Genomic DNA, 23,454 nt, shown 5'->3' on the forward strand with positions numbered 1-23,454 from the left:
GCTGCTGCCAATAATTAAGAGGGAATGTCGTGGACCATTTGCCTATATTTTGCCAATTACGCGATCGCGACTGCCTGTTAGTCGGCGGCGGCGATGTGGCTGAACGTAAAGCTCGCCTGTTACTGGACGCTGGCGCCAGATTAACGGTCAATGCCCTGGATTTTGTGCCGCAATTCCAGGTATGGGCCGATGCAAACATGCTGACCCTGGTTCAGGGCGAGTTTAATCCTGCTCTGCTGGATAACTGCTGGCTGGCCATTGCCGCAACCGACAACGAAGCGGTTAATCAACGAGTCAGCGCGTCAGCGGAAGAAAGGCGAATATTTTGTAACGTGGTCGACGCCCCTCAGCAGGCCAGCTTTATTATGCCGTCGATTATCGACCGCTCGCCGCTGATGGTGGCCGTCTCATCCGGCGGCACCTCGCCGGTTCTGGCGCGCCTGCTGCGCGAAAAGCTGGAATCAGTTTTACCGCTGCATTTAGGCCAGTTGGCCCACTACGCAGGTCAGCTGCGCTCAAGAGTAAAGAAACAGTTTGCCACCGTCGGCGAGCGCCGACGCTTTTGGGAGAAACTGTTTGTTAACGACAGGCTGGCGCAGTCGCTGGCCAACGAGGACCGCCAGGCCGTCGCTGACGCCACGGAGCAGCTGCTGACCGAGCCGCTGGATCATCGCGGTGAAGTGGTACTGGTAGGCGCCGGCCCCGGCGACGCCGGACTGCTGACCCTCAAAGGCCTGCAGCAAATACAGCAGGCCGATGTCGTGGTTTATGACCGCCTGGTCTCCGACGATATCATGAATCTGGTGCGCCGCGATGCCGACCGGGTCTTCGTGGGTAAACGCTCGGGCTACCACTGCGTACCGCAGGAAGAGATTAACCAGATTCTGCTGCGCGAAGCCCAGGGGGGGAAACGCGTTGTACGACTGAAAGGCGGCGATCCGTTTATCTTTGGCCGCGGTGGCGAAGAGCTGGAAACCTTGTGCCATGCCGGTATTCCGTTCTCCGTTGTACCGGGAATTACCGCGGCCTCAGGCTGTTCCGCCTACTCGGGCATTCCCCTGACCCACCGGGATTTTGCCCAGGGCGTGCGCCTGGTTACCGGCCACCTTAAGACCGGCGGCGAGCTGGACTGGGAAAACCTGGCGGTTGAAAAGCAAACCCTGGTGTTTTATATGGGCCTGAACCAGGCCCCGGCGATCCGGGAAAAACTGATTGCCCACGGCATGGCGGCGGATATGCCCGCAGCCATCGTTGAAAACGGAACGGCGATAACGCAGAAGGTTGTCACCGGCACGTTAGAGCAATTGGATATTCTGGCCCAGCAAATGGCCAGCCCGGCGCTGATTATTGTCGGCCGCGTGGTCGGCCTGCGCGATAAGCTAAACTGGTTCTCCAACCATTAATGACGCTGATGTAGCTCAAAACCGCTCACAAATTAAAAAGCCGGATGCATTGCACCCGGCTTTTTATTGCGCTGAGACCAGCAAATTGCTCAAGGCTTAGCGACGAAACCAATCGCTTCGTAAACCGCTTTCAGGGTAACGGAAGCGCGAGCGCTGGCTTTCTCCGCACCCTCTTTCATGACCTGATTGAGGAATGCTTCATCACCGCGGAATCGGTGATAACGCTCCTGCAGTTCGGTCAGCATGCCGGAAACGGCTTCAGCCACTTCGCCCTTCAGGTGACCGTACATTTTGCCTTCAAAATGCTGCTCCAGCTCTGGAATGCTCTGTCCGGTAACGGCAGAGAGGATGTCCAGCAGGTTCGAGACGCCCGCTTTGTTCTGGATGTCGTAGCGAACAACCGGCGGCTCGTCGGAGTCGGTGACCGCGCGTTTGATCTTCTTCACCACCGATTTCGGGTCTTCCAGCAGGCCGATAACGTTGTTGCGGTTATCATCTGACTTGGACATCTTTTTGGTCGGCTCCAGCAGCGACATCACGCGCGCGCCGGATTTTGGAATAAACGGTTCCGGCACTTTAAACACGTCGCCGTAGATAGCGTTGAAACGCTGGGCGACATCGCGGCTCAGCTCCAGGTGCTGTTTCTGGTCTTCGCCAACCGGGACCTGGTTAGTCTGATACAGCAGAATGTCGGCAGCCATCAGTACCGGATAGTCAAACAGACCGGCGTTAATGTTTTCCGCATAGCGCGATGACTTGTCTTTAAACTGGGTCATACGGCTCAGTTCGCCGAAATAGGTGTAGCAGTTCAGCGCCCAGCCGAGCTGCGCGTGCTCCGGCACGTGGGACTGAACGAAGATGGTGCTTTTTTGCGGGTCGATACCGCACGCCAGATACAGCGCCAGCGTGTCCAGCGTGGCCTTACGCAGCTGCTGCGGGTCCTGACGAACGGTAATCGCGTGCTGGTCAACGATGCAGTAAATGCAGTGGTAATCGTCCTGCATGTTTACCCACTGACGCAGCGCACCCATATAGTTGCCAATGGTCAATTCACCGGAGGGCTGTGCGCCACTAAAAACGATGGGCTTAGTCATTTTTTATTCCTGAGTTTCACTGTACGGTAGCCCGAAAGCGGGCAAGAGTTCATTAAATTGGTCAAAGATATAATCCGGCTCGCTCAGCGAAATCGGCTCGCCGTAGTTGTAGCCGTAGGTCAGGCCGATCGAGCTGCAGCCCGCGGCCTTCGCGGCCTGAATATCGTTGCGCGAGTCGCCAACGAACAGCAGCTCCGCGGGTGCCAGCCCCAGTTTCTCCGCGACCAGAAGCAGCGGTTCCGGGTGCGGTTTTTTGTTTTTTACATCATCGCCGCCGATAACAACGGTAAAATATTTCGCGATATCCAGCGACGCCAGAATCGGCGCGACAAACGGCGTCGGTTTATTGGTTACCAGCGCCAGCGGCAGACCCTTTGCGTGCAGCGCGCCCAGCGTATCGGCAACGGCGGGAAACAAAAAGCTCCCCTCTTCCGCCACTTCGCCATAGTAGCGGTCGAACAGCTTGCGCAAAATGGCCTGCTGTTCAGCCTGCGGGATATCATCATGATCGACGGAAGGTTTACCCTGCGCCGCTCTCAGCGCCGCGCGCTCCTGACGGGCCCAGGTCAGAGCCCGCTGGATCAGAACGTCCGCGCCGTTGCCAATCCAGGTCACGACACGTTCTTCGCCCGCCATCGGCAGTTCCAGCGCATACAGCGCGTTATCAACGGCAGCGGTCAAGCCCGGCGCGCTATCGACCAGCGTCCCATCGAGATCGAACGCCACGCCGCGAATATTTTGTAACTTATCCATGGCTAACCTTTGCTAATTCGCTACGCATTTGATCGACCACTTTTTTGTAGTCAGGCTGATCGAAAATGGCCGATCCGGCAACAAACATATCCGCACCGGCTGCGGCAATCTCAGCGATATTGCTGACTTTTACGCCGCCGTCGACTTCCAGACGGATGTCGTAGCCGGATTCATCAATGCGACGACGAACTTCACGCAGTTTTTCCAGGGTGTGCGGAATAAAAGACTGACCGCCAAAGCCTGGGTTGACGGACATCAGCAGGATGACATCCAGCTTATCCATCACGTAGTCGAGGTAGCTCAGGGAAGTGGCCGGGTTAAACACCAGACCGGCTTTACAGCCGTGCTCTTTGATAAGCTGCAGCGTGCGGTCAACGTGTTCAGAAGCTTCCGGATGGAAAGTAATGATGCTGGCGCCCGCGGCGGCAAAATCAGGAACGATGCGGTCAACGGGCTTGACCATCAAATGCACATCAATCGGCGCGGTGATACCGTAATTTCGCAGTGATTTAAGCACCATCGGACCAATGGTCAGATTCGGCACGTAGTGGTTGTCCATCACGTCAAAGTGCACAACATCCGCACCCGCAGCCAACGCATTGGCGGTATCCTCGCCCAGACGGGCAAAATCAGCCGACAGAATCGAAGGGGCAATCAAATACTGCTTCATCCGCATCTCCTTGAAATTTATTTGGTCTTGGGCGGACGGTACAGAGCCAGAAGCTCGTCCACCTTCTTACGTGTACCACCGTTGCTGCTGATGCTGCGTCGAACCTTCACAATATGCGTCTCAGCGGCGTTTTTGTACCACTCCTCAGTGAGCGGCGTGCGATGGTTTGAAATCAGCACTGGAATGCGCTTTTTCATCAGCGATTCCGCCTTTTTAGCCAGCAGCTCCTGCTGCTCCTGGCTAAAGCTATTCGTATGATAAGCCGTAAAATTCGCCGTTGATGACAGCGGCGCATAGGGCGGATCGCAGTAAACAACGGAGCGGTTATCTGCCCGCTTCATGCACTCTTCATAAGATTCACAATGAAACTCTGCATGCTGCGCCTTCTCCGCGAAATGATACAGCTCAGCTTCGGGAAAATAGGGCTTCTTATAGCGACCAAACGGCACGTTAAACTCACCGCGCAGATTGTAGCGACACAGGCCATTGTAGCCATGACGATTCAGATACAGGAACAGCACCGCGCGACGCAACGGCTCCTGACTCTGGTTGAACTCATCACGGAACCGATAATACTGCTCTGCGACGTTGTTCTCTGGCGTAAACATCTTACGCGCCGCCGTAACATAGTCATCGGTACGCAGCTTGACGATGTTATACAGACTAATCAAATCACTATTGATATCAGCGAGGATATAACGAGAAAAGTCGGTATTCAGAAATACCGACCCGGCGCCTACAAAAGGCTCAATCAAGCAGTCGCCCTGCGGCAAATGCTTTTTAATATCGTCAAGCAGGGGGTATTTACCCCCTGCCCATTTCAGAAAAGCGCGATTCTTTTTCATGCTGCCTAACTAATTACACATTCTCCGGCTGTGGAGAAAGCTCCGACAGCATCCTGCGCTTCAGACTACACTGCGGCATTATTTCAGGTCAGACTGAACCTGATGCAGCGGTTTTGCCCACGGATTTTTTGCCTGTACATCTGCTGGCAGCGTAGCAACAGCACGTTTCGCTTCATCTTTCGAAGCGTAGATGCCGCTCACCAGTACATACCAGGGCTGACCGTTACGCGTAGTCTCATAGACAACATATTTTTCCAGCTTCTCTTTCTTCGCCCAACTGTTGAGGTTGTTGTAGTTAGAAGAGCTGCTGAGCTGCAGCGTGTAGTGACCGGACGGCGCAGACTTCATCGAACTGACGTCACCCGCACTTTTACCCGTAGCAGCCGGAGCGGCAGCGGCAGTTGCTGCTGGCGCGGTGGTCGCGGCTGGTTTGGCCTGGGCAGTTGCGGCAGGCTTAGTCGGCTGCGCGGCTGCCGGCGTCGTGGTCGCGACGTTTTCGACACGCTTAGGCTGGACCGCTGCCGGCTTCGGCTGGGTCGGCGCTTTCGCCGTGGCCTGCGGTTTCGGTTCGATAACCGTATGCTTACGCTCCGCCGGGCGCGGTGTCGCCGCCGTCTGACGCTCTGTCGTCGCCTGGCGCGGGGCCGCGGTGCCATTGCGCACTGGCGCAACGGTGGCAGGTTCAGTTGGCAGAGTAGAATTCGCGACCGCGCTATCAATCTGACCCTGCTGCTGGGTCAGCGCATTGTTCAGATCGCCCTGAACCTCAACGCGCTGCTGGCCTTGGGGTTCAGCCGTCGCCTGACCTTGAGTCGGGTTAGACGCGATAGGCGGCAGAGAAACATCCTGCGGCTGCGCGTTGTTTGCCGCTGATGAATCCTGAGCAGCAGGCTGGGTATTATTATTGTCCTGCTCGCCGGACAGGTTGATGCTCTTCTCGCCGGAAGCCGTTTGCTCGCTGGATGAGGATGGTGATTTCAGCGCGGAACCCACGCCAACGATCAGCAGCAGCAGAACGAGGATCCCCACGCCCATCATGATGTACTGACGGGAAGCCGGTTTCGCAGGCGCCTTCTTACGCTTACGAGGACGACGCTCAACCTGACGCTCTTCGTCATCGTCTTCGTCAGACTCTACTTCTTCTTCGTATTCTTCATACTGTTCTTCATCGCGCTCACGGCGTGCTTTGCTGCCGCGCGTCGGGCGGCCATCGTCAGCATCATCAAGTTCGACATCATCAAAATTGATTTGCGGATCGGCATCACGCTCTGAAGACTGACGAGAACGACCAGTACGACGATCGCTGCGATCGGCTTTCATATCGTCTTCTGGTTTTAATTCATCCATTTAACACCCCACTAAAAGGCTTATGCTCACGACTATTGCACGTCACCCGAAATGATAACGCCGCGCGAACGCGGCCAGACCTTCTTATTGTTGCGCCTGCTGAGTATCAGCAATCGCGCCAAGAACAACATCATGCGGGACTCCGCCGCGTATCTCGCTCTTCCCTATCGCGAGGGGTAGCACCAGCCGCATCTCGCCCGCCAGCACCTTTTTATCACGCATCATATGGGGCAAATACGCCTCTGCTGCCATCTCCTGCGGGCCACTTACCGGCAAGCCAGCACGCTGCAGCAGATGAATAATGCGCTGCGTATCCTGCGGATTAAACCGCCCCAGACGTTCGGATGCACGCGCCGCCATCACCATACCGGCAGCGACCGCTTCACCATGTAACCAGTTACCGTAGCCCATCTCAGCTTCGATAGCATGACCAAAAGTATGGCCAAGATTGAGTAAAGCACGTAACCCGGTTTCGCGCTCGTCGGCGGCGACAACTTCAGCTTTCAGCTCACAGCAGCGACGGATACAGTACGCCATCGCTTTTTCATCCAGCGCCAGCAATGCATCAATATTATTTTCCAGCCAGTCGAAGAATTCGCCGTCAAGAATAACGCCGTACTTGATCACTTCAGCCAGGCCGGAAGAGAGCTCACGCTTCGGCAGCGTTTTGAGACAGTTAAGATCGACAACAACAGAAACCGGCTGCCAGAAGGCGCCAATCATGTTTTTGCCGAGAGGATGGTTGACGGCCGTTTTGCCGCCGACCGAAGAATCCACCTGCGACAGCAGAGTGGTAGGAACCTGAATAAAGCGCACGCCACGCTGGTAGCTGGCCGCTGCAAATCCCGTTAAATCACCAATCACCCCACCGCCGAGCGCCACTAACGTCGTGTCGCGGCCGTGTGGTTTTTGCAATAGCGCGGTAAAAACGGTATCCATCACCGCCAGGCTTTTAAACTGCTCGCCGTCGGGAAGAATCACGCTATCGACTTTTACGCCCGCTTGCTCAAGTACGGAGCGTACGGTATCCAGATAAAGCGGCGCCAGCGTTTCATTGGTGACCAGCATGACCTGGTCGCCTGATTTCAGTGGCAGGAAGGAAGCTGGATCGTTAAACAAACCAGCCGCGATGGTAATCGGGTAACTACGTTCCCCGAGGGTTACAGTAAGCCTCTCCATAACGCGACGTCCACCTCAGTTGCTTTTACTCTGACGCACTTTATTAAGCCAGAATCAATTGCTTTCCAGCATATGAATAATCTGGTTTGCTACCACTTTCGCGCTTTGATCGTCAGTGCGGATAGTGACATCTGCAATCTCTTCGTACAGCGGATTGCGTTCATCCGCCAGCGCTTCCAGTACTTCGCGAGGCGGAGCATCAACCTGCAGCAAAGGACGCTTTTTATCGCGCTGCGTACGGGCAAGCTGCTTTTCGATAGTTGTTTCCAGGTAGACCACCACGCCGCGGGCGGAGAGACGGTTACGCGTTTCACGGGATTTTACAGAGCCACCGCCGGTTGCCAGCACGATTCCCTGTTTTTCCGTCAACTCATTGATGATTTTTTCTTCACGGTCGCGGAAGCCGTCTTCGCCTTCTACATCAAAGACCCAACCCACATCTGCGCCAGTGCGTTTCTCAATTTCTTGATCGGAATCGTAAAATTCCATGTTGAGCTGTTGGGCTAACTGGCGCCCAATAGTGCTTTTGCCGGCACCCATAGGCCCAACCAGAAAGATATTGCGTTTCTCTGCCATTTTTTCGGTACTACTAAGACTATTCGTTAATGGTAAACCCGCTTCGCAGACACCCAGCGCAGCAGGACATGAACTGAAACCTCATATGCAATTAGAGCGAGAGTCAGACTAAAAATTATCTCAATACTCCGGCTGGTTTGGCAACAGAATAAATCACCGGACAAGAAAGGGAGGATTGATGTCGTACCCGACTCTCAAATCGGTACCCCTTGTATGCTAAATCCGTCCTCACGTCAAACACCTGAAACGTGTTTAGCATGAAAAACCCGCTTAATGCACTGCCAGAATACGTGGAGTGATGAAGACAACCAGTTCACGTCGTTCGTTATCCTTACCGTCACGGCGAAATAACTGACCAAGCCAGGGGATGTCGCTAAGGAGAGGAATACCATCGCGAGACGTTTTATTTTTCTGCGCAAAGATCCCGCCTAACGCCAGGGTCTCGCCGCTTTTCATTTCAACCTGCGTTTCTATTTCTTGTTTATCGATAGCCAGCGCTTCACCATTTTCCTGTTTGAGCACCTGGCCCGGCGTATTTTCGCTAATCCTGAGTTTTAAACGCACGCGATCGTGATGCAGCACCGTCGGCGTCACCTCCATCCCCAGCACCGCCTCTTTAAACTCAACGGAGGTCGCCCCGCTTTCGCCGCTGGAGACCTGATAAGGTATCTCGCTGCCCTGCTTAATGCTGGCGGGCTGCATATGGGAAGCCAACAGCCGAGGGCTGGCGATAATGTCCACCTGCTGCTTCTGCTCAAGCGCGGAAAGTTCCAGCTCCAGAAGCCGCCCGCTGATGCGGCCGATGTTAAACCCGGCCCTCGTGCTGGCATCCCCTACCGCCAGGTTGCTGCTCAAGGTGGTTAATTTACCGGAGCCCGGCGGGCTGCTGGCGTCGGCCAGGCTCCACTTAACGCCCAGTTCGCGCAGGCTGGTTTCGCTCATTGAGACGATGTGCGCCGCCAGCTCAACCTGGCCGACGGGCACATCCATTTCCCGGGCCCACGCTTTTAACGCCGGGAGGTGCCGGGCATCATCACGAATCAACAGGCGGTTGGTTCGCTTATCGACCATCATATGCCCGCGAGCGCTGAGCAGTTTTTCACCCGCCTTCGCCAAATCTTCTGCATCCGCATAATGCAAGGTCACGCTATACCCCTGCAAAGGAAGATTCTGCAGACGCTTTGCTTTTTCCGCTTCCAGCTGCAGCTGCTGCGCCTTTTGCCACGCCTGAGTGTGCACGTACAGGACCGAACCTTGCTGAGTCAGGGCCAGACCGGCGCTGTCGATAACCGAGCGCAGCGCCTGTAACCAGGGCACCTCCTTCAGATGAAGAGATACCGTACCGCTGACGTCAGGAGCCACCACGAGATTTTTTTGCTTCAGCTCCGCCAGCGTTTGCAGTACCTGAGACACCGGCGCATCATCGACGACCAGCGACACGGGAAGATCCTTTTTGGCCGCGACGACCATCAGCGGCAGGAGCAGAAACAGCAGGCTTGTCCATCGCATTATTCTTTATTCCCTTTCGCAGCCAGACCCACTGTGCGGGTTCACACCCAGGACCGGTTGATATTGTCATTTTCTCTGGCGTCAGGCGCGTCACCCGCCAGCCCGTGGGCAAAATCGCCTCCGCCCTCACGCGACGCCATTTCCCGGCGCTATCCTGCACGATACCCATAAGCGCCAGCGAATCGCCGATAGCACCGCCGTAGCGCCACTGGCTAAGCTGCGCCGTCCGGCAGCGGTCCACCGGGGGCTGAAACGGATCGCGCTCTTCAGCCAGCAGCGGGAGCGGGAACAGCAGCCAACACCACCATTTAAGGCGCATCTTCCGCCTCCAGATGCAGAGTCAACCGTAACGCCTGCTTTTCCGGCTGCAGGGAGAAAGCCGTAGCGCGCATCCCGCAGCGAGCCAGCCAGGAAAAGAGCGCGGGCACCGCTTGCCAGTCAACAGCCAGCTGCATCTCGCCTGCGGAGCCCCCTGGCCGCCAGGCGATAAGCGTCGCCCCGGCAATCGGAAGATCAATAGGCGTAAAAACCTGGGTCGCGTCTTCCTCCATGCCGGCGGTCTGTAAAGCGCTACGCAGCGGCAGCAGTTTTCGCCACTGCGCCTGTACCTGCGGCGAGCGCCCCGCCGACGTTTCTGCCTGGAGAGGCAGCAGTAGCCAGAACCCGATTACGGCGATGAGGACCAGAGCGACGGATATCATGAACAGATATTTGCGCCCCGTCAGCCAACGTTCAACGTCCCACTGCATTGTCGTCCTCTTCGGCCATGGAAAAGTGAAATAACCAGCGCCCTTCGCTGTCGCGGTGCGTTTCTCCCGCCTTTGGCGGACGCAAGCCGGCAACGCTCCCCAGCGCCTTTTCAAGCTCAGCCAGCCCCTTTAGATGCAACGTGAGTCCGCTCAGTACCAGGGTATTCTGTCGGTATTCCAGCAGCGTTAACCAGGCGTGCTCCGGCATACGCGACGCTATCGCCTGTAACGTTGGCTGCCAGGCTGCGGTTCTCTCGCGCCGCAGATAGCGCAGGCGCCGTTGTTCCTGCTGCTGCAGGCGCTGGCGCATGGCGCGTTCACGCTGCTGTAATGCGCTATAAAGCAGGTCGTCAGCGCTTATCCTCGCCGTTTCAAGCGAGTGGCTGGCCCGTTTGTTGAGCCGTGAGGCGAGGATCGCCACAAGCAGAATAAGTAGCAAACCCACAATCAGCAGTCCTGCCATCCGCAGACGTTGCCGTCGACGCGTTTCGCGCCAGGGAAGGAAGTTAACGATGTGGCTCATGGCTGACCCGCTCCCAGCGCCAGGCCGAGGGCAACGGTAAAGCTATCGCCACGGGCCGGGAGCGGGGGCTGCAGGCGATGAATGACGCTCCATGCGTCAAAATTCTGCCCGTCGAGCGAGGCAGAGTTGCAAAGGCGAAACTCTCCGGCGTTCACCCGGGAAACCAGGCCGGGAAAAGAGGGTACGTCGCTGCATGGACAGCATCCCCAGCTATCGGCGGTCGCCCAAAGCCAGCTCGCTTCGTCACGCCACGCCAGCCCCTGAACCTCGACGGGCAGCCAGGGGAAAAAGGCGCCAAGCGCGCTGGCGTCCGGCACAATTCCGACCACCTTCAGCTTAAGGCGGCTTGCCAGCTGGCCGAGGACGTTAATATCCAGGCGCTGCGCGGCGGTGACCCGCCAGCCATCGGCCGCTCTGGCGTCCACATAATCGACGCAGAGCGATGACGCGGGCATTTCCAGCTGCTGCGCCATCGCGCTGGCGATCCAGGTCGCCTGCTCGCTTTCTCGTAATGAAATCTGCGGGCGCGGAAGCTGCTTTTGCAGCGTTCGCGCCGCCGGGAAGGCAATACACGCCTGATGCTGCAAAGGCAGCTCCCGCCGCCAGGGCTGCAGCTGGCGGGCCAGCGACTCAACGTCCACCACGATGCCCTGCCGCACGGTGCCGGGCATCAGCGGGATACTCCACCAGCGACGTAGCGCCCAGCGTGAACGCTCGAGTAATAACGCGACGATAGCAATATGGTCCTGCTGAATATGCATTCCTATGCGCCAGTTTCTAAAAGCCATGCCTACGATCTCCTTATCCGCCGATATGCTTCGCTATATCAATGCTCCAGGCTTGCCTTTATACTACTGCGCGTTTGTTTATAAACTGCCCAATGAAAACTAAATGAGAAATCTCCGGTGAAGTTCGTAAAGTATCTTTTTATCCTTGCAGTCTGTTGCGTACTGCTGGGAGCAGGCTCGATTTTTGGTCTCTATAAATATATAGAGCCGCAGCTCCCCGACGTCGCAACCCTGAAGGATGTGCGCCTGCAGATCCCGATGCAGGTCTATAGCGCGGATGGCGAGCTGATTGCGCAATATGGCGAAAAACGCCGTATTCCCGTCACGCTGCAGCAAATGCCGCCTGAGCTGATAAAAGCGTTTATCGCCACCGAAGATAGCCGTTTTTATGAGCACCATGGCGTTGACCCGGTCGGGATTTTCCGCGCGGCCAGCGTCGCGATGTTCTCCGGCCACGCCTCGCAGGGCGCCAGTACGATTACTCAGCAGCTGGCGCGCAACTTCTTCCTGAGCCCTGAGAAGACGCTGATGCGTAAGGTGAAAGAAGCCTTCCTCGCGATCCGCATCGAGCAGTTGCTCAATAAAGATGAAATCCTTGAGCTGTACCTGAACAAAATCTATCTTGGCTACCGCGCCTACGGCGTCGGCGCGGCCGCGCAGGTCTATTTTGGGAAATCCGTCGACCAGCTTACGCTGAGCGAAATGGCGGTCATTGCGGGCCTGCCTAAAGCGCCGTCGACGTTTAACCCGCTCTACTCCATGGATCGCGCAACCGCCCGCCGCAACGTTGTTCTCTCACGGATGCTGAGCGAAGGCTACATCACGCAGTCGCAGTACGATCAGGCGCGTAGCCAGACGATTGACGCCAGCTACCATACGCCGGAAATCGCCTTCTCCTCCCCGTATCTTAGCGAAATGGTGCGTCAGGAAATGGTCAGCCGCTACGGCGAGCAGGCTTATGAAGACGGTTATCGCGTCTACACCACCATTACCCGTAAAAATCAGCAGGCAGCCCAGCAGGCGGTGCGGAATAACGTGCTGGATTATGATATGCGCCACGGCTATCGCGGCCCGGAAAAGGTGCTGTGGAAGGTGGGCGAAACGCCGTGGGATAACCAGAAAATCCTCGATACCCTGAAAAAAACCCCGAGTACCGGACCGCTCTCTCCGGCGGTAGTCACTTCGGCAAGCCCGCAGGAAGCCGTCGCACTCATGAGCAACGGCACCTCGGTGTCGCTGAATATGGAAGGCGTCCGCTGGGCGCGTCGGTTTATCTCTGATACCCAACAGGGCGCCACGCCGCGTAAAGTGAACGATGTGGTACAGGCCGGGCAGCAGGTGTGGGTTCGCCAGGTGGGTAGCAGCTGGTGGCTATCGCAGGTGCCTGATGTCAACTCGGCGCTGGTATCGATCAACCCGCAAAACGGGGCGATCATTGCGCTGGTCGGCGGCTTCGATTTCAACCAGAGCAAGTTCAACCGCGCGACTCAGGCGCTGCGCCAGGTCGGTTCTAACATTAAGCCGTTCCTCTACACAGCGGCAATGGATAAAGGCTTAACGCTGGCGAGCATGCTCAACGATGTGCCGATTTCCCGCTGGGATGCCGGCTCCGGCTCCGACTGGCGGCCAAAAAACTCCCCGCCGCAGTATGCGGGCCCTATCCGCCTGCGTCAGGGGCTGGGTCAATCAAAGAACGTTGTCATGGTTCGCGCGATGCGCGCCATGGGCGTGGACTACGCGGCTGAGTATCTCCAGCGCTTCGGCTTCCCGGCGCAGAACATCGTGCGGACAGAATCGCTGGCGCTGGGCTCCGCGTCTTTCACCCCGCTTCAGGTTGCTCGCGGCTATTCGGTGATGGCTAACGGCGGTTTCCTGGTCAGCCCTTATTTCATCAGCAAAATCGAGAACGATCAGGGCGGCGTCATTTTTGAAGAGCGGCCAAAAATTGCCTGCCCGCAGTGCAATATTCCGGTGATTTATGGCGATACGCCGAAGTCCGATGTGCTCGAGAACAAAGACGTTGAGGACGTAGCGACCTCTCAGGACCCGCAAAACCCCGGCGTTCCTCCGCAGCCGCAGCTGGCGCAGGCGAACCAGTCGCTGGTGGCGCAAAGTGGCGCACCGGAGTATGCGCCGCACGTGATCAACACCCCGCTGGCGTTCCTGATTAAAAGCGCCCTGAACACTAATATCTTCGGCGAACCGGGCTGGATGGGCACCGGCTGGCGAGCGGGACGCGATCTGCAGCGTCACGATATCGGCGGCAAAACCGGGACCACCAACAGTTCAAAAGATGCGTGGTTCTCGGGCTACGGCCCTGGCGTGGTGACGTCGGTATGGATTGGCTTCGATGACCACCGTCGCGACCTTGGCCGCACCACCGCCTCCGGGGCAATCAAAGATCAGATATCGGGCTATGAAGGCGGCGCCAAAAGCGCTCAGCCGGCCTGGGATGACTTTATGAAAAACGTGCTGCAAGGCGTACCGGAAGAACCGCTTACGCCGCCGCCGGGTATTATTACGGTCAACATTGACCGCAGTACCGGTCAGTTGGCCAGCGGCGGTAACAGCCGCGCTGAGTACTTTATTGAGGGCACTCAGCCTACCCAGCAGGCGGTTCATGAAGTCGGCACCACCATTACCGATGGCGGGGGGGAAACCCACGAACTGTTCTGACAAAAAAAGCGCCTGCGGGCGCTTTTTTTTGGCTGACGGAAAACCGGTTGTAGATATCGTGCCACGGCTGGCGCCTTTACCACGACCTACCGCAACGGCTCCGTGGGGCCCGCCGTGGGGCATTTTTCGTTATCCGGGAGTGACGTTACAGCCGCCCCTGAGCCTGCAGCCATTCGCGCAGCAGGAACAGCGCGCTAACGTTACGCGCTTCGTTAAAGTCTTCTTCATCAAGCAGCGTCATCAGCTGCGACAGCGGCCAGCGAACCTGGGGCAGCGGCTCGGGCTCGTCGCCGGGCAGCGATTCCGGATAAAGATCTTCCGCCACCAGAATGTTCATCTTGCTGGAGAAGTAGGAGGGGGCCATGCTCAGCTTTTTCAAAAACGTCAGTTTTTGCGCGCCAAAGCCGACCTCTTCTTTTAGCTCGCGGTTGGCGGCCTCCAGTACGCTTTCACCCGGATCGATCAGACCTTTTGAGAAGCCCAGTTCATAGGATTCCGTACCGACAGCGTATTCGCGAATCAAGATTATATGGTCATCGACAATCGGCACAATCATCACGGCTTCACGGGTAGAAGGCCGCATCCGTTCATACACTCGGCGCACGCCGTTGCTGAACTCGAGGTCCACGCTTTCAACATTAAAAAGGCGCGAGCGCGCGACTGTTTCAACGTTGAGAATAGTGGGTTTTTGTAATGATTTGCTCATTGTCATCGGTCTATGCTGTGATTACAGCGGCCATTGTGCGATACGCAGCACGGTTTCGGCAATCCTAATCGCTACTAATTTACATAGTTGCAACTTTCCCGTCCCGAGCCCGATTATCACAATGACTAAAAAGTCAATAGGTTGAATAGTATTTGAGAATATACTGATTCCTGGATTTTAACGTTTTTGATAAGGTTGTATGCTGCTGCTTTGCATAAGAGATGTTCCCGCTTTAACAGAGTGCCGATTGCGACGGCTGTTTTACCTCCATTGATGAATGGCAACCGACGATACCAGTAAGAAAAGAATAACTATGATGGGATGGGCATGGGCACCTTTCTGATATTTTTGATAGCTCTGCTAATCTGCGCATTGCTTATCGGGTGGTGGTATCGCACGCATGCAAGACGTCGTCGCCTGCCGCTGCTGCAGGCCTTTAGCGATGCCGCGACGCGCAAGCTTTCCGATGAAGAGCGCAGCGCCGTAGAAAAATACCTCGACCGTCTCAGCCGCAACCAGCAGCTGCCGGCATCAGGCGCCAGCAGCGCGCCGGTAAACCTGACCCTGAACGAACAGAGCGGCACCGTTTATAGCGTCACCCGAGCCATCACTCGCTACGGCATCACCACCGACGACCTCAACAAATGGCGCTACTTTCTTGATTCCGTGGAAATTCATCTTCCCCCCTTCTGGGAACAACACATCAATGATGAAAACAGCGTCGAATTAATCTCCACCGATAGCCTGCCGCTGGTGATTGCTCTCAACGGGCAAACCCTCAGCGACTACCCGCACGAGTCCCGAGGGTTGGCGCTTGAAAAATCCTCCGTGCCTCAGGCTTCCATCCGCGGAGAAGAGAGCGAACAAATTGAGCTGCTGAACATCCGCCCGGAAACCCCTGAAGAGTACGCGCTCAGCCGCCCTGACGGTCTGCGCGAAGCCATCCTGGTGGTCACCGCTTTCCTGCTGTTTTATTGCAGCCTGATGACTCCCAACGTTTTTTCCCCCTGGCTACTGGGCGGCGGGTTGCTTCTCCTGCTTGCGGGCATATGGGGTATTTACGCCCCCCCACGTAAAACATCGCTGCGGGAAATTCACTGCCTGCGCGGCATGCCTAAACGCTGGGGGCTGTTTGGTGAAAACGACCAGGAACATATCAATAATATTTCCCTCGGCATTATCGATCTTATCTACCCGCGCCACTGGCAGCCGTGGATCGCGCAGGACCTCGGCCAACAAACGGATATCGACATCTATCTTAGCCGCCACGTTGTCCGCCAGGGGCGCTTCCTGTCGCTGCATGATGAGGTGAAAAATTTCCCGCTTCAGTACTGGCTCCGCAGCGCGATTATCGCCCTGGGCGCGCTGCTGGTCGTCGTGATGCTGTGGGCCAGCGTACCGCTGAATATGCCCTTTAAATTCACCCTTTCATGGCTCAAGGGCGCACAAACTATCGAAGCCACGACGGTTGCCCAGCTGGAGAAGTCAAAGATTCGCATCGGCGACACGCTGCGCCTGAAAGGCACTGGAATGTGCAACATCCACTCGCCGGGCGCCTGGACGGCAAAAGAGAACTCGCCGTTTATGCCGTTCGATTGTTCACAAATCGTCTGGAATGATGCCCCTCCCCTGCCGCTGCCGGAGTCAGATATCGTCAGTAAAGCCACCGCCCTGATGCAGACCGTTCAGCGCCAGCTCCATCCCGAATCCGATGACGATTCGCGCGTCAGCCCGGCGCTGCGTTCCGCCATTCAGAAGTCAGGCATGGTGCTGCTGGATGACTTTGGCGATATCGTCACCAAAACTAACGACCTGTGCTCTGCGAAAGACGATTGCGTTCGTTTGAAGAATGCGCTGGTTAACCTCGGTAATACCCGCAACTGGGAAACCCTGACCAAACGCGCAAACGCGGGTAAGCTGGATGGCGTCAACGTCCTGTTACGCCCGGTAAGCGCGGAGTCGCTGGAGAATCTGGTCACCACCTCCACCGCCCCGTTCATCAGCCGTGAAACCTCGCGCGCGGCGCAGGCGCTGAATAGCCCGGCGCCCGGCGGTTTCCTGATTGCCAGCGATGAAGGCAGCGACCTGGTGAATCAGCCATGGCCAGGCACCGGGTTATACGACTTCCCTGCACACCAGCAGTGGAGCGAACTGCAGCGCCTGGCGGGCATGTTAATGCATACGCCGTTCCAGGCAGAAGGCATCGTCACCAATCTTTATACCGATGCCAACGGGACGCAGCACATCAACCTGCATCGTATTCCCGATCGCACCGGTCTGTGGCGCTATCTCGGCACCACGCTGCTGCTACTGACCATGCTGGGCTGTACGGCGTATCACGGCCTCCAGGCTTTTCGTCGCTATCAGCGCCATCGCCAGCGTCAGGAAGAGATTCAGAAATACTACGAAAGCTGCCTGAATCCGGATCTCCTTTCCTCGCCGGACCCGCAAGAATAATTTTCTGCGCGACCGGGTATGATACCCTGTCGCGCAATTTCCCCCTCGCTGGAGACTCACCATGCATTTTGATATCGCCTGGCAGGAGGTTGATACCGTTCTGCTGGATATGGACGGCACGCTGCTCGACCTCGCCTTCGACAACTACTTCTGGCAAAAACTGGTGCCGGAAACCTGGGGCGCCGCGCGGGGTCTCAACCTGCAGGAAGCCAGGGACGCAATGCGCCAGGAGTACCACGCGGTGCAACATACGCTAAACTGGTACTGCCTGGACTACTGGAGCGAGCGCCTGGGTTTGGATATTTGCGCGATGACCAGCGAGCAGGGGCCAAGGGCCGCGCTGCGTGAAGATACCGTGCCGTTCCTCGAGGCGCTAAAAAACAGCGGCAAACGGCGGATTTTGCTGACCAACGCCCATCCGCATAATCTGGCGGTGAAGCTAAAGCACACCGGGCTGGATGCACACCTTGATTTATTGCTTTCCACCCACACATTTGGTTATCCGAAAGAAGATCAGCGGCTGTGGCACGCCGTGGCTGAAGAAACCGGCTTCGACGCGCGTAATACGCTCTTCGTCGACGATAACGAGGCGATTCTGGACGCGGCGGCGGAGTACGGCATCCGCTATTGCCTCGGTATCACCAACCCCGATTCCGGGCTGGCGGAAAAAAGCTACGCTCGCCATCCGGGGTTGAATGACTACCGGCATCTGATCCCCTCGCTGACCCTATAACAGGAGAGGCCATGAAAGAAAAACCCGTCGAAGCCGTCAGGCTGGACAAATGGCTGTGGGCGGCCCGCATTTATAAAACCCGTGCGCTGGCGCGCGAGATGATTGAAGGCGGCAAGGTGCACTATAACGGACAACGCAGTAAGCCGGGCAAAGTGGTCGAGCTGAACGCGACCCTGCTGCTTCGCCAGGGCAATGACGAACGAACCATCGTGGTAAAGGGCATTACCGAACAGCGCAGACCCGCCAGTGAAGCCGTCGCGCTTTATGAAGAGACGGCGGAGAGCATCGAGAAACGCGAGAAAATGGCGCTGGCGCGGAAGATGAACGCGTTAACCATGCCGCATCCCGACAGGCGACCGGATAAGAAAGAGCGCCGCGACCTGATGAGATTTAAACACGGCGATAGTGAATAACTGTGGCCCGCAAGAGAGATGATTATGACTCAACACGATCAATTACACCGCTATCTGTTTGAAAACTATGCCGTACGCGGTGAGCTGGTAACCGTTTCAGAAACTTTAGAACAGATTCTGACCAACCATAGCTACCCGCAGCCGGTGAAAACCGTGCTGGCGGAACTGCTGGTTGCCACCAGCCTGCTGACCGCCACGCTGAAGTTCGCCGGCGATATTACCGTTCAGCTGCAGGGCGATGGCCCGCTGTCGCTGGCGGTGATCAACGGCAACAACCAGCAGCAGATGCGCGGTGTAGCCCGCGTCCAGGGCGAGATCCCGGAAGGGGCGGACCTGAAAACCATGGTCGGTAACGGATATCTGGTCATTACCATCTCTCCGGAAGAGGGCGAGCGCTATCAGGGCGTGGTCGGTCTCGAGGGGGATACCCTTGCGGCCTGCCTCGAAGATTACTTCCAGCGCTCCGAACAGCTGCCGACCCGACTGATCATTCGTAGCGGTGAACACGACGGTAAACCGATGGCCGGCGGCATGCTGCTGCAGGTTCTGCCGGCGCAGGACGCACAGGCGGCGGATTTCGAACATCTGAGCACCCTGACTGAGACCATCAAAGCTGAAGAGCTGTTTACCCTGCCAGCGAACGATGTGCTCTGGCGCTTGTATCACGAAGAAGAAGTCACCGTTTACGAGCCGCAGAACGTCGAGTTTAAATGCACCTGCTCTCGCGAGCGCTGCGCCGGCGCGCTGAAAACGCTGCCGGATGAGGAGATCGATAGCATCCTGGCCGATGAAGGTGAAATCGATATGCACTGCGACTACTGCGGTAATCACTACATCTTTAATGCGATGGATATTGCCGAAATTCGTAACAACGCCTCCCCGGCCGACCCGCAGCTCCACTAATCATCGCTTCGTCAGGCGCGGTTTCCCTTTTCGCGCCTGGCGTCAACGCTTTTTCTGCGCGTGGTGAATCGATTCCCCATGAAAGAGTTACGTAATTTTCTTTCAGGTAAGCGATTACATTCACATTTCAACAGTTTTTTTAATTACTTTTTAACCATTAAGAAACATCTACCCCCAACTATGCCCCAATTCCTGAGATAATCCCCTACGCCTCGTGACAGGAGTCACAACGTTTTTCGTAAGTCCGCCGTTTGTCGAGATACGTAAATCTATGAGCCTGGTCGCGGTCTATACCCCGTAATAAACCCTACAATTTAAAGCAGTACATATTGGCTAAGGAGCAGTGACATGCGCGTTAATAATGGTTTAACCCCGCAGGATCTCAAGGCTTATGGTATCAATGACGTCCAGGATATCGTTCATAACCCCAGCTACGACACTTTGTATGAAGAAGAGCTCGCCCCCAATCTGGAAGGCTATGAACGTGGCGTATTAACAAATCTTGGTGCAATCGCCGTAGATACCGGTATTTTTACCGGCCGTTCTCCAAAAGATAAGTATATCGTTCGTGACGACACCACCCGCGATACGGTGTGGTGGGCTGATAAAGGCAAAGGCAAGAACGACAACAAGCCGCTCTCTGAGGAAACGTGGCAGCACCTGAAGGGGCTGGTGACCCGCCAGCTCTCCGGCAAGCGTCTGTTTATCGTTGACGCCTTCTGCGGCGCCAATGCCGACACCCGCCTGAGCGTCCGCTTTATTACCGAAGTCGCCTGGCAAGCGCATTTCGTGAAGAACATGTTTATCCGACCAGGCGATGAAGAGCTGGCAAACTTCAAGCCGGACTTCATCGTGATGAACGGCGCCAAGTGCACCAACCCGCAGTGGAAAGAACAGGGTCTGAACTCCGAGAACTTCGTCGCGTTCAACCTGACCGAGCGCATTCAGCTCATCGGCGGCACCTGGTACGGCGGCGAAATGAAAAAAGGGATGTTCTCGATCATGAACTACCTGCTGCCGCTGAAGGGCATCGCCTCCATGCACTGCTCCGCCAACGTAGGGGAAAAAGAGGATGTCGCCATCTTCTTCGGCCTTTCCGGTACCGGCAAGACCACCCTCTCTACCGATCCGAAACGCCGTCTGATTGGCGATGACGAACACGGCTGGGATGACGACGGGGTCTTCAACTTCGAAGGCGGCTGCTACGCCAAGACCATTAAGCTTTCCGAAGCCGCGGAGCCGGATATCTACCATGCGATTCGCCGCGATGCGCTGCTGGAGAACGTGGTGGTGCTGGCCGACGGCACCGTCGATTTTAACGACGGTTCGAAGACCGAAAACACCCGCGTCTCTTATCCGATCAACCATATCGAGAACATCGTTAAGCCGATCTCTAAGGCCGGTCATGCCACCAAGGTTATCTTCCTGACCGCCGACGCCTTTGGCGTCCTGCCGCCGGTTTCTCGCCTGACCGCCGACCAGACCCAGTACCATTTCCTGTCTGGCTTCACCGCCAAACTGGCAGGTACCGAGCGCGGCGTTACGGAGCCGACGCCAACCTTCTCCGCCTGCTTTGGCGCGGCGTTCCTGTCGCTGCACCCGACGCAGTACGCGGAAGTGCTGGTGAAACGCATGCAGGCCTCCGGCGCCCAGGCTTATCTGGTCAACACCGGCTGGAACGGTACCGGTAAACGTATCTCTATCAAAGATACTCGCGCCATTATCGACGCCATTCTTGATGGTTCGCTGGACAACGCCGAAACCTTCACTCTGCCGATGTTTGAGCTGCAGATCCCGACCGAGCTTCCCGGCGTGGATACCCATATCCTTGACCCGCGCAACACCTACGGATCGCCGGAGCAGTGGCAGGAGAAAGCGGAACAGCTGGCGAAGCTGTTTATCGAGAACTTCGAGAAGTACACCGATACGCCGGCGGGCGCTGCGCTGGTGGCCGCGGGGCCGAAACGCTAATCGGGTCCGCAGAAATGAAAAAGCCGGGAATCGCTTCCCGGCTTTTTTATCGCGTTGACATCACGCTGGCTTCTTCTTACTCGCCGCCTTACGCCGCTTATCCAGATCCTTAAGCAGCTTATTCACCTGCTCATCGGCAAACATCGCCTCGAGGGTGGTGGAGAGCTTGCGACGCCAGTTTGGATACTCCGTGCTGGTGCCCGGAATATTGACCGGCTCGGCCATCTCCAGCCAGTCTTCCGGCTGCAGGCCCAGCAGGGCGCTGTTGCTGTCGGCAATATAGCGCTGCATTCCACGATTGAGGGTCGACGTCATCGCCATCAGAGACGCTTTGTGCCCGGTACGCTTCGGCAGACAGCCGTAGCGGTGCAGAGCGTCCAGCAGCCCCTGCTTCGCCCGCTCGCGGTCCTGATACAGTCCGCGCAGTACCACCGCATCCGGATACAGGCCAAGCGATTTACCCAGCGTCAGGTCGCCGCTTTCCCAGTAGCCGCGCAGCGTTGGCAGGTCATGCGTCGTAGCCACAGCCATTGATTGCTCCGGATACGCCTTCGGCGCACGGAAAGTCTTCTCGTGGTCATTTTCGAAATAGAGCACTTTGTAAGAGTAAACGCCGCTTTTACGCAGCTTACCGACGATCTCTACCGGTACGGTTCCCAGATCCTCGCCGATCACCATACAGCGATGACGCTTACTCTCCAGCGCCAGAATCGACAACAGATCGTCGACCGGATACTGCACATAGGCGCCGTGATCGGCCGTTTCACCGTAAGGGATCCACCACAAACGCAGCACCGACATCACGTGATCGATGCGCAGCGCCCCGCAGTTTTGCATGTTGGCGCGCAGCAGTTCGACAAACGGCTCATAGGCGCGCGCCACGATGATATGCGGATCCATCGGCGGCAGGCCCCAGTTTTGTCCCAGCGGGCCCAGGATATCCGGCGGCGCGCCGACGGAAGCTTTCAGGCAGTACAGCTCGCGATCGCACCAGGTTTCCGCCCCGCCTTCCGCAACGCCCACCGCCAGGTCGCGATACAGGCCGATCGGCATAGCGTCGTTCTGGCTGGTATGCCAGCATTCGGCAAACTGAGTGAAAGCGAGCCACTGCAGCCACAGGTAAAAATTCACCTCATCGGCGTGTTCGGTGCAGAACGCTTTAACCTCCGGGCTATCGGTATCCTGATAAGCCTTCGGCCACGCGGGCCAGCCCCAGCGCAGCGGATCCTGCTTAACCTGCCAGGCGTGCAGCGCGTCAAACGCCGCCTGCCAGTACAGGCTTTCCCCCTCGCGCGCCACAAACTGACGGAACTCCGCCGTCGTCTCATCGTTACGTGCGGAAAAACCTTTCCAGGCCATGCGCAGCGCAGTGAGCTTAAGGGCGGTCACGGCGGTGTAGTCAACATCATCGGTCTGACGCGCGGCCTGTAGGGCCTGCTGCGTAGCCGGTGATTGCCACCATTTCTGCGCCTCTTTGCTGTGTCGGAAATCCTCTACCGCATTGACATCAATATAGATAACGTTGAGCCAGCGGCGTGAAGAGGGGCTGTACGGACTGGCGCTCTCCGGATTAGCCGGATAGAGCGCGTGGATCGGGTTAAGCCCGATAAACGCACCGCCGCGGCGGGCGATTTCCGGCAGCATCGCGCGTAAATCGCCGAAGTCGCCAATCCCCCAGTTCTTCTCCGAGCGCAGCGTATACAGCTGTACGCAGGTTCCCCACAGCTTCTTGCCATCCTTCAGCGCCTGCGGTTCGTAGCAGCGCGCGGGCGCGACGATGACCCGGCAGTGCCAGCGGTCGCCGTCCTGAGTCAGCGTCAGCGTGTGGTACCCTTCCGGCAATCTTGCCGGCAGCGGCAGCGTTTCACCGCCGCGCGCCTGGCCCTGATACTGTTTCCCTTCTTCGGTGGTGAGGATCCAGTGGAACTCCCCCTGGCCCGCCACCGGCAGAGACATCTTTTTGCCGTAGGTGAACACCTGCACCGCAGGCAGCGGGTTAACCGCCGCCTTCACGGCGGTCGCTGTACGATGCATCGCATCAAGCAGCCGCTGCTTGGTCACCGCAGCAATGGACTGCGGCTTTCCATGAGCATTGATGTAGCTTGGGCTTATTCCCGCCGCCAGGGCAGCGTTATCAAGGCGTTTAGTCTCCATAGGCC

The 23,454-nt window shown here is 57.0% G+C and carries 21 protein-coding genes; 7 read left to right on the forward strand and 14 right to left on the reverse strand.

Features of this window, described 5'->3' with window-relative positions; all coding sequences use genetic code 11:
• Nucleotides 1-29 precede the first annotated feature (29 nt).
• Nucleotides 30-1,403, forward strand: coding sequence for a siroheme synthase CysG (gene cysG / locus ABLU88_RS18710; protein WP_004854905.1), 1,374 nt, complete (start codon nt 30-32; stop codon nt 1,401-1,403).
• An 89-nt stretch (nt 1,404-1,492) separates the two neighbouring features.
• On the opposite strand, the gene trpS is transcribed toward cysG, so the two are convergent.
• From trpS to ABLU88_RS18770, 12 genes are all read right to left on the reverse strand, one after another.
• A complete protein-coding gene (gene trpS / locus ABLU88_RS18715) occupies nt 1,493-2,497 on the reverse strand; it encodes a tryptophan--tRNA ligase (protein ID WP_004854910.1) in 1,005 nt (334 codons plus the stop codon).
• A 3-nt stretch (nt 2,498-2,500) separates the two neighbouring features.
• Nucleotides 2,501-3,250: a phosphoglycolate phosphatase gene (gene gph, locus ABLU88_RS18720; protein ID WP_004854912.1), complete on the reverse strand. Its 750-nt coding sequence runs from the start codon at nt 3,248-3,250 to the stop codon at nt 2,501-2,503.
• Nucleotides 3,243-3,920: a ribulose-phosphate 3-epimerase gene (rpe, locus tag ABLU88_RS18725; protein WP_004126039.1), complete on the reverse strand. Its 678-nt coding sequence runs from the start codon at nt 3,918-3,920 to the stop codon at nt 3,243-3,245. The genes gph and rpe overlap by 8 nt, the downstream gene beginning before the upstream one ends.
• 17 nt (nt 3,921-3,937) lie before the next feature.
• Nucleotides 3,938-4,765 carry an adenine-specific DNA-methyltransferase gene (gene dam / locus ABLU88_RS18730; protein WP_348837555.1) on the reverse strand — a complete coding sequence of 276 codons (828 nt, stop codon included), beginning with the start codon at nt 4,763-4,765 and terminating at the stop codon, nt 3,938-3,940.
• A 78-nt stretch (nt 4,766-4,843) separates the two neighbouring features.
• The gene (damX, locus tag ABLU88_RS18735; RefSeq protein WP_348837557.1) at nt 4,844-6,112 is read right to left on the reverse strand and encodes a cell division protein DamX; all 1,269 of its coding nucleotides are present in this window, start codon (nt 6,110-6,112) and stop codon (nt 4,844-4,846) included.
• Nucleotides 6,113-6,196: 84 nt separating this feature from the next.
• Nucleotides 6,197-7,291, reverse strand: a complete 1,095-nt coding sequence (gene aroB / locus ABLU88_RS18740; RefSeq protein WP_004854923.1) for a 3-dehydroquinate synthase — start codon at nt 7,289-7,291, stop codon at nt 6,197-6,199.
• A gap of 54 nt (nt 7,292-7,345) precedes the next feature.
• On the reverse strand, nt 7,346-7,867 hold the full coding sequence (gene aroK / locus ABLU88_RS18745) for a shikimate kinase AroK (RefSeq protein WP_004106441.1): 522 nt from the start codon (nt 7,865-7,867) through the stop codon (nt 7,346-7,348).
• Nucleotides 7,868-8,137: 270 nt separating this feature from the next.
• Nucleotides 8,138-9,379: a DNA uptake porin HofQ gene (gene hofQ, locus ABLU88_RS18750; protein WP_162557642.1), complete on the reverse strand. Its 1,242-nt coding sequence runs from the start codon at nt 9,377-9,379 to the stop codon at nt 8,138-8,140.
• Nucleotides 9,288-9,695, reverse strand: coding sequence for a HofP DNA utilization family protein (locus tag ABLU88_RS18755; protein WP_014839685.1), 408 nt, complete (start codon nt 9,693-9,695; stop codon nt 9,288-9,290). The genes hofQ and ABLU88_RS18755 overlap by 92 nt, the downstream gene beginning before the upstream one ends.
• On the reverse strand, nt 9,685-10,125 hold the full coding sequence (locus ABLU88_RS18760) for a hypothetical protein (RefSeq protein WP_025107843.1): 441 nt from the start codon (nt 10,123-10,125) through the stop codon (nt 9,685-9,687). The genes ABLU88_RS18755 and ABLU88_RS18760 overlap by 11 nt, the downstream gene beginning before the upstream one ends.
• The gene (locus ABLU88_RS18765) at nt 10,109-10,648 is read right to left on the reverse strand and encodes a PilN domain-containing protein (RefSeq protein ID WP_047722861.1); all 540 of its coding nucleotides are present in this window, start codon (nt 10,646-10,648) and stop codon (nt 10,109-10,111) included. The genes ABLU88_RS18760 and ABLU88_RS18765 overlap by 17 nt, the downstream gene beginning before the upstream one ends.
• A complete protein-coding gene (locus ABLU88_RS18770; protein ID WP_047722860.1) occupies nt 10,645-11,436 on the reverse strand; it encodes a hypothetical protein in 792 nt (263 codons plus the stop codon). The genes ABLU88_RS18765 and ABLU88_RS18770 overlap by 4 nt, the downstream gene beginning before the upstream one ends.
• 117 nt (nt 11,437-11,553) lie before the next feature.
• On the opposite strand from ABLU88_RS18770, the gene mrcA reads away from it, so the two are divergent.
• A complete protein-coding gene (mrcA, locus tag ABLU88_RS18775) occupies nt 11,554-14,112 on the forward strand; it encodes a peptidoglycan glycosyltransferase/peptidoglycan DD-transpeptidase MrcA (RefSeq protein WP_009654857.1) in 2,559 nt (852 codons plus the stop codon).
• Between the two features lie 145 nt (nt 14,113-14,257).
• Here the strand turns inward: mrcA and nudE are convergent, their stop codons facing one another.
• Nucleotides 14,258-14,818 carry an ADP compounds hydrolase NudE gene (gene nudE / locus ABLU88_RS18780; RefSeq protein ID WP_004854946.1) on the reverse strand — a complete coding sequence of 187 codons (561 nt, stop codon included), beginning with the start codon at nt 14,816-14,818 and terminating at the stop codon, nt 14,258-14,260.
• A gap of 327 nt (nt 14,819-15,145) precedes the next feature.
• On the opposite strand from nudE, the gene ABLU88_RS18785 reads away from it, so the two are divergent.
• From ABLU88_RS18785 to pckA, 5 genes are all read left to right on the forward strand, one after another.
• The gene (locus ABLU88_RS18785) at nt 15,146-17,275 is read left to right on the forward strand and encodes an intracellular growth attenuator family protein (RefSeq protein WP_049103555.1); all 2,130 of its coding nucleotides are present in this window, start codon (nt 15,146-15,148) and stop codon (nt 17,273-17,275) included.
• 61 nt (nt 17,276-17,336) lie between these two features.
• The gene (gene yrfG, locus ABLU88_RS18790) at nt 17,337-18,008 is read left to right on the forward strand and encodes a GMP/IMP nucleotidase (protein WP_029946960.1); all 672 of its coding nucleotides are present in this window, start codon (nt 17,337-17,339) and stop codon (nt 18,006-18,008) included.
• Between the two features lie 11 nt (nt 18,009-18,019).
• Nucleotides 18,020-18,421, forward strand: a complete 402-nt coding sequence (hslR, locus tag ABLU88_RS18795) for a ribosome-associated heat shock protein Hsp15 (protein WP_014227064.1) — start codon at nt 18,020-18,022, stop codon at nt 18,419-18,421.
• A gap of 18 nt (nt 18,422-18,439) precedes the next feature.
• Nucleotides 18,440-19,324, forward strand: a complete 885-nt coding sequence (gene hslO / locus ABLU88_RS18800; protein ID WP_160741635.1) for an Hsp33 family molecular chaperone HslO — start codon at nt 18,440-18,442, stop codon at nt 19,322-19,324.
• Nucleotides 19,325-19,672: 348 nt separating this feature from the next.
• Nucleotides 19,673-21,295, forward strand: a complete 1,623-nt coding sequence (pckA, locus tag ABLU88_RS18805; RefSeq protein ID WP_014227066.1) for a phosphoenolpyruvate carboxykinase (ATP) — start codon at nt 19,673-19,675, stop codon at nt 21,293-21,295.
• 60 nt (nt 21,296-21,355) lie between these two features.
• Here pckA and malQ read toward each other — a convergent pair whose 3' ends face one another.
• Nucleotides 21,356-23,449, reverse strand: a complete 2,094-nt coding sequence (gene malQ, locus ABLU88_RS18810) for a 4-alpha-glucanotransferase (protein ID WP_025107848.1) — start codon at nt 23,447-23,449, stop codon at nt 21,356-21,358.
• Nucleotides 23,450-23,454 lie beyond the last annotated feature (5 nt).

The organism is Klebsiella sp. GW_Kp182, from assembly GCF_040062275.1.
In the GTDB taxonomy this organism is placed as follows: domain Bacteria; phylum Pseudomonadota; class Gammaproteobacteria; order Enterobacterales; family Enterobacteriaceae; genus Klebsiella; species Klebsiella michiganensis.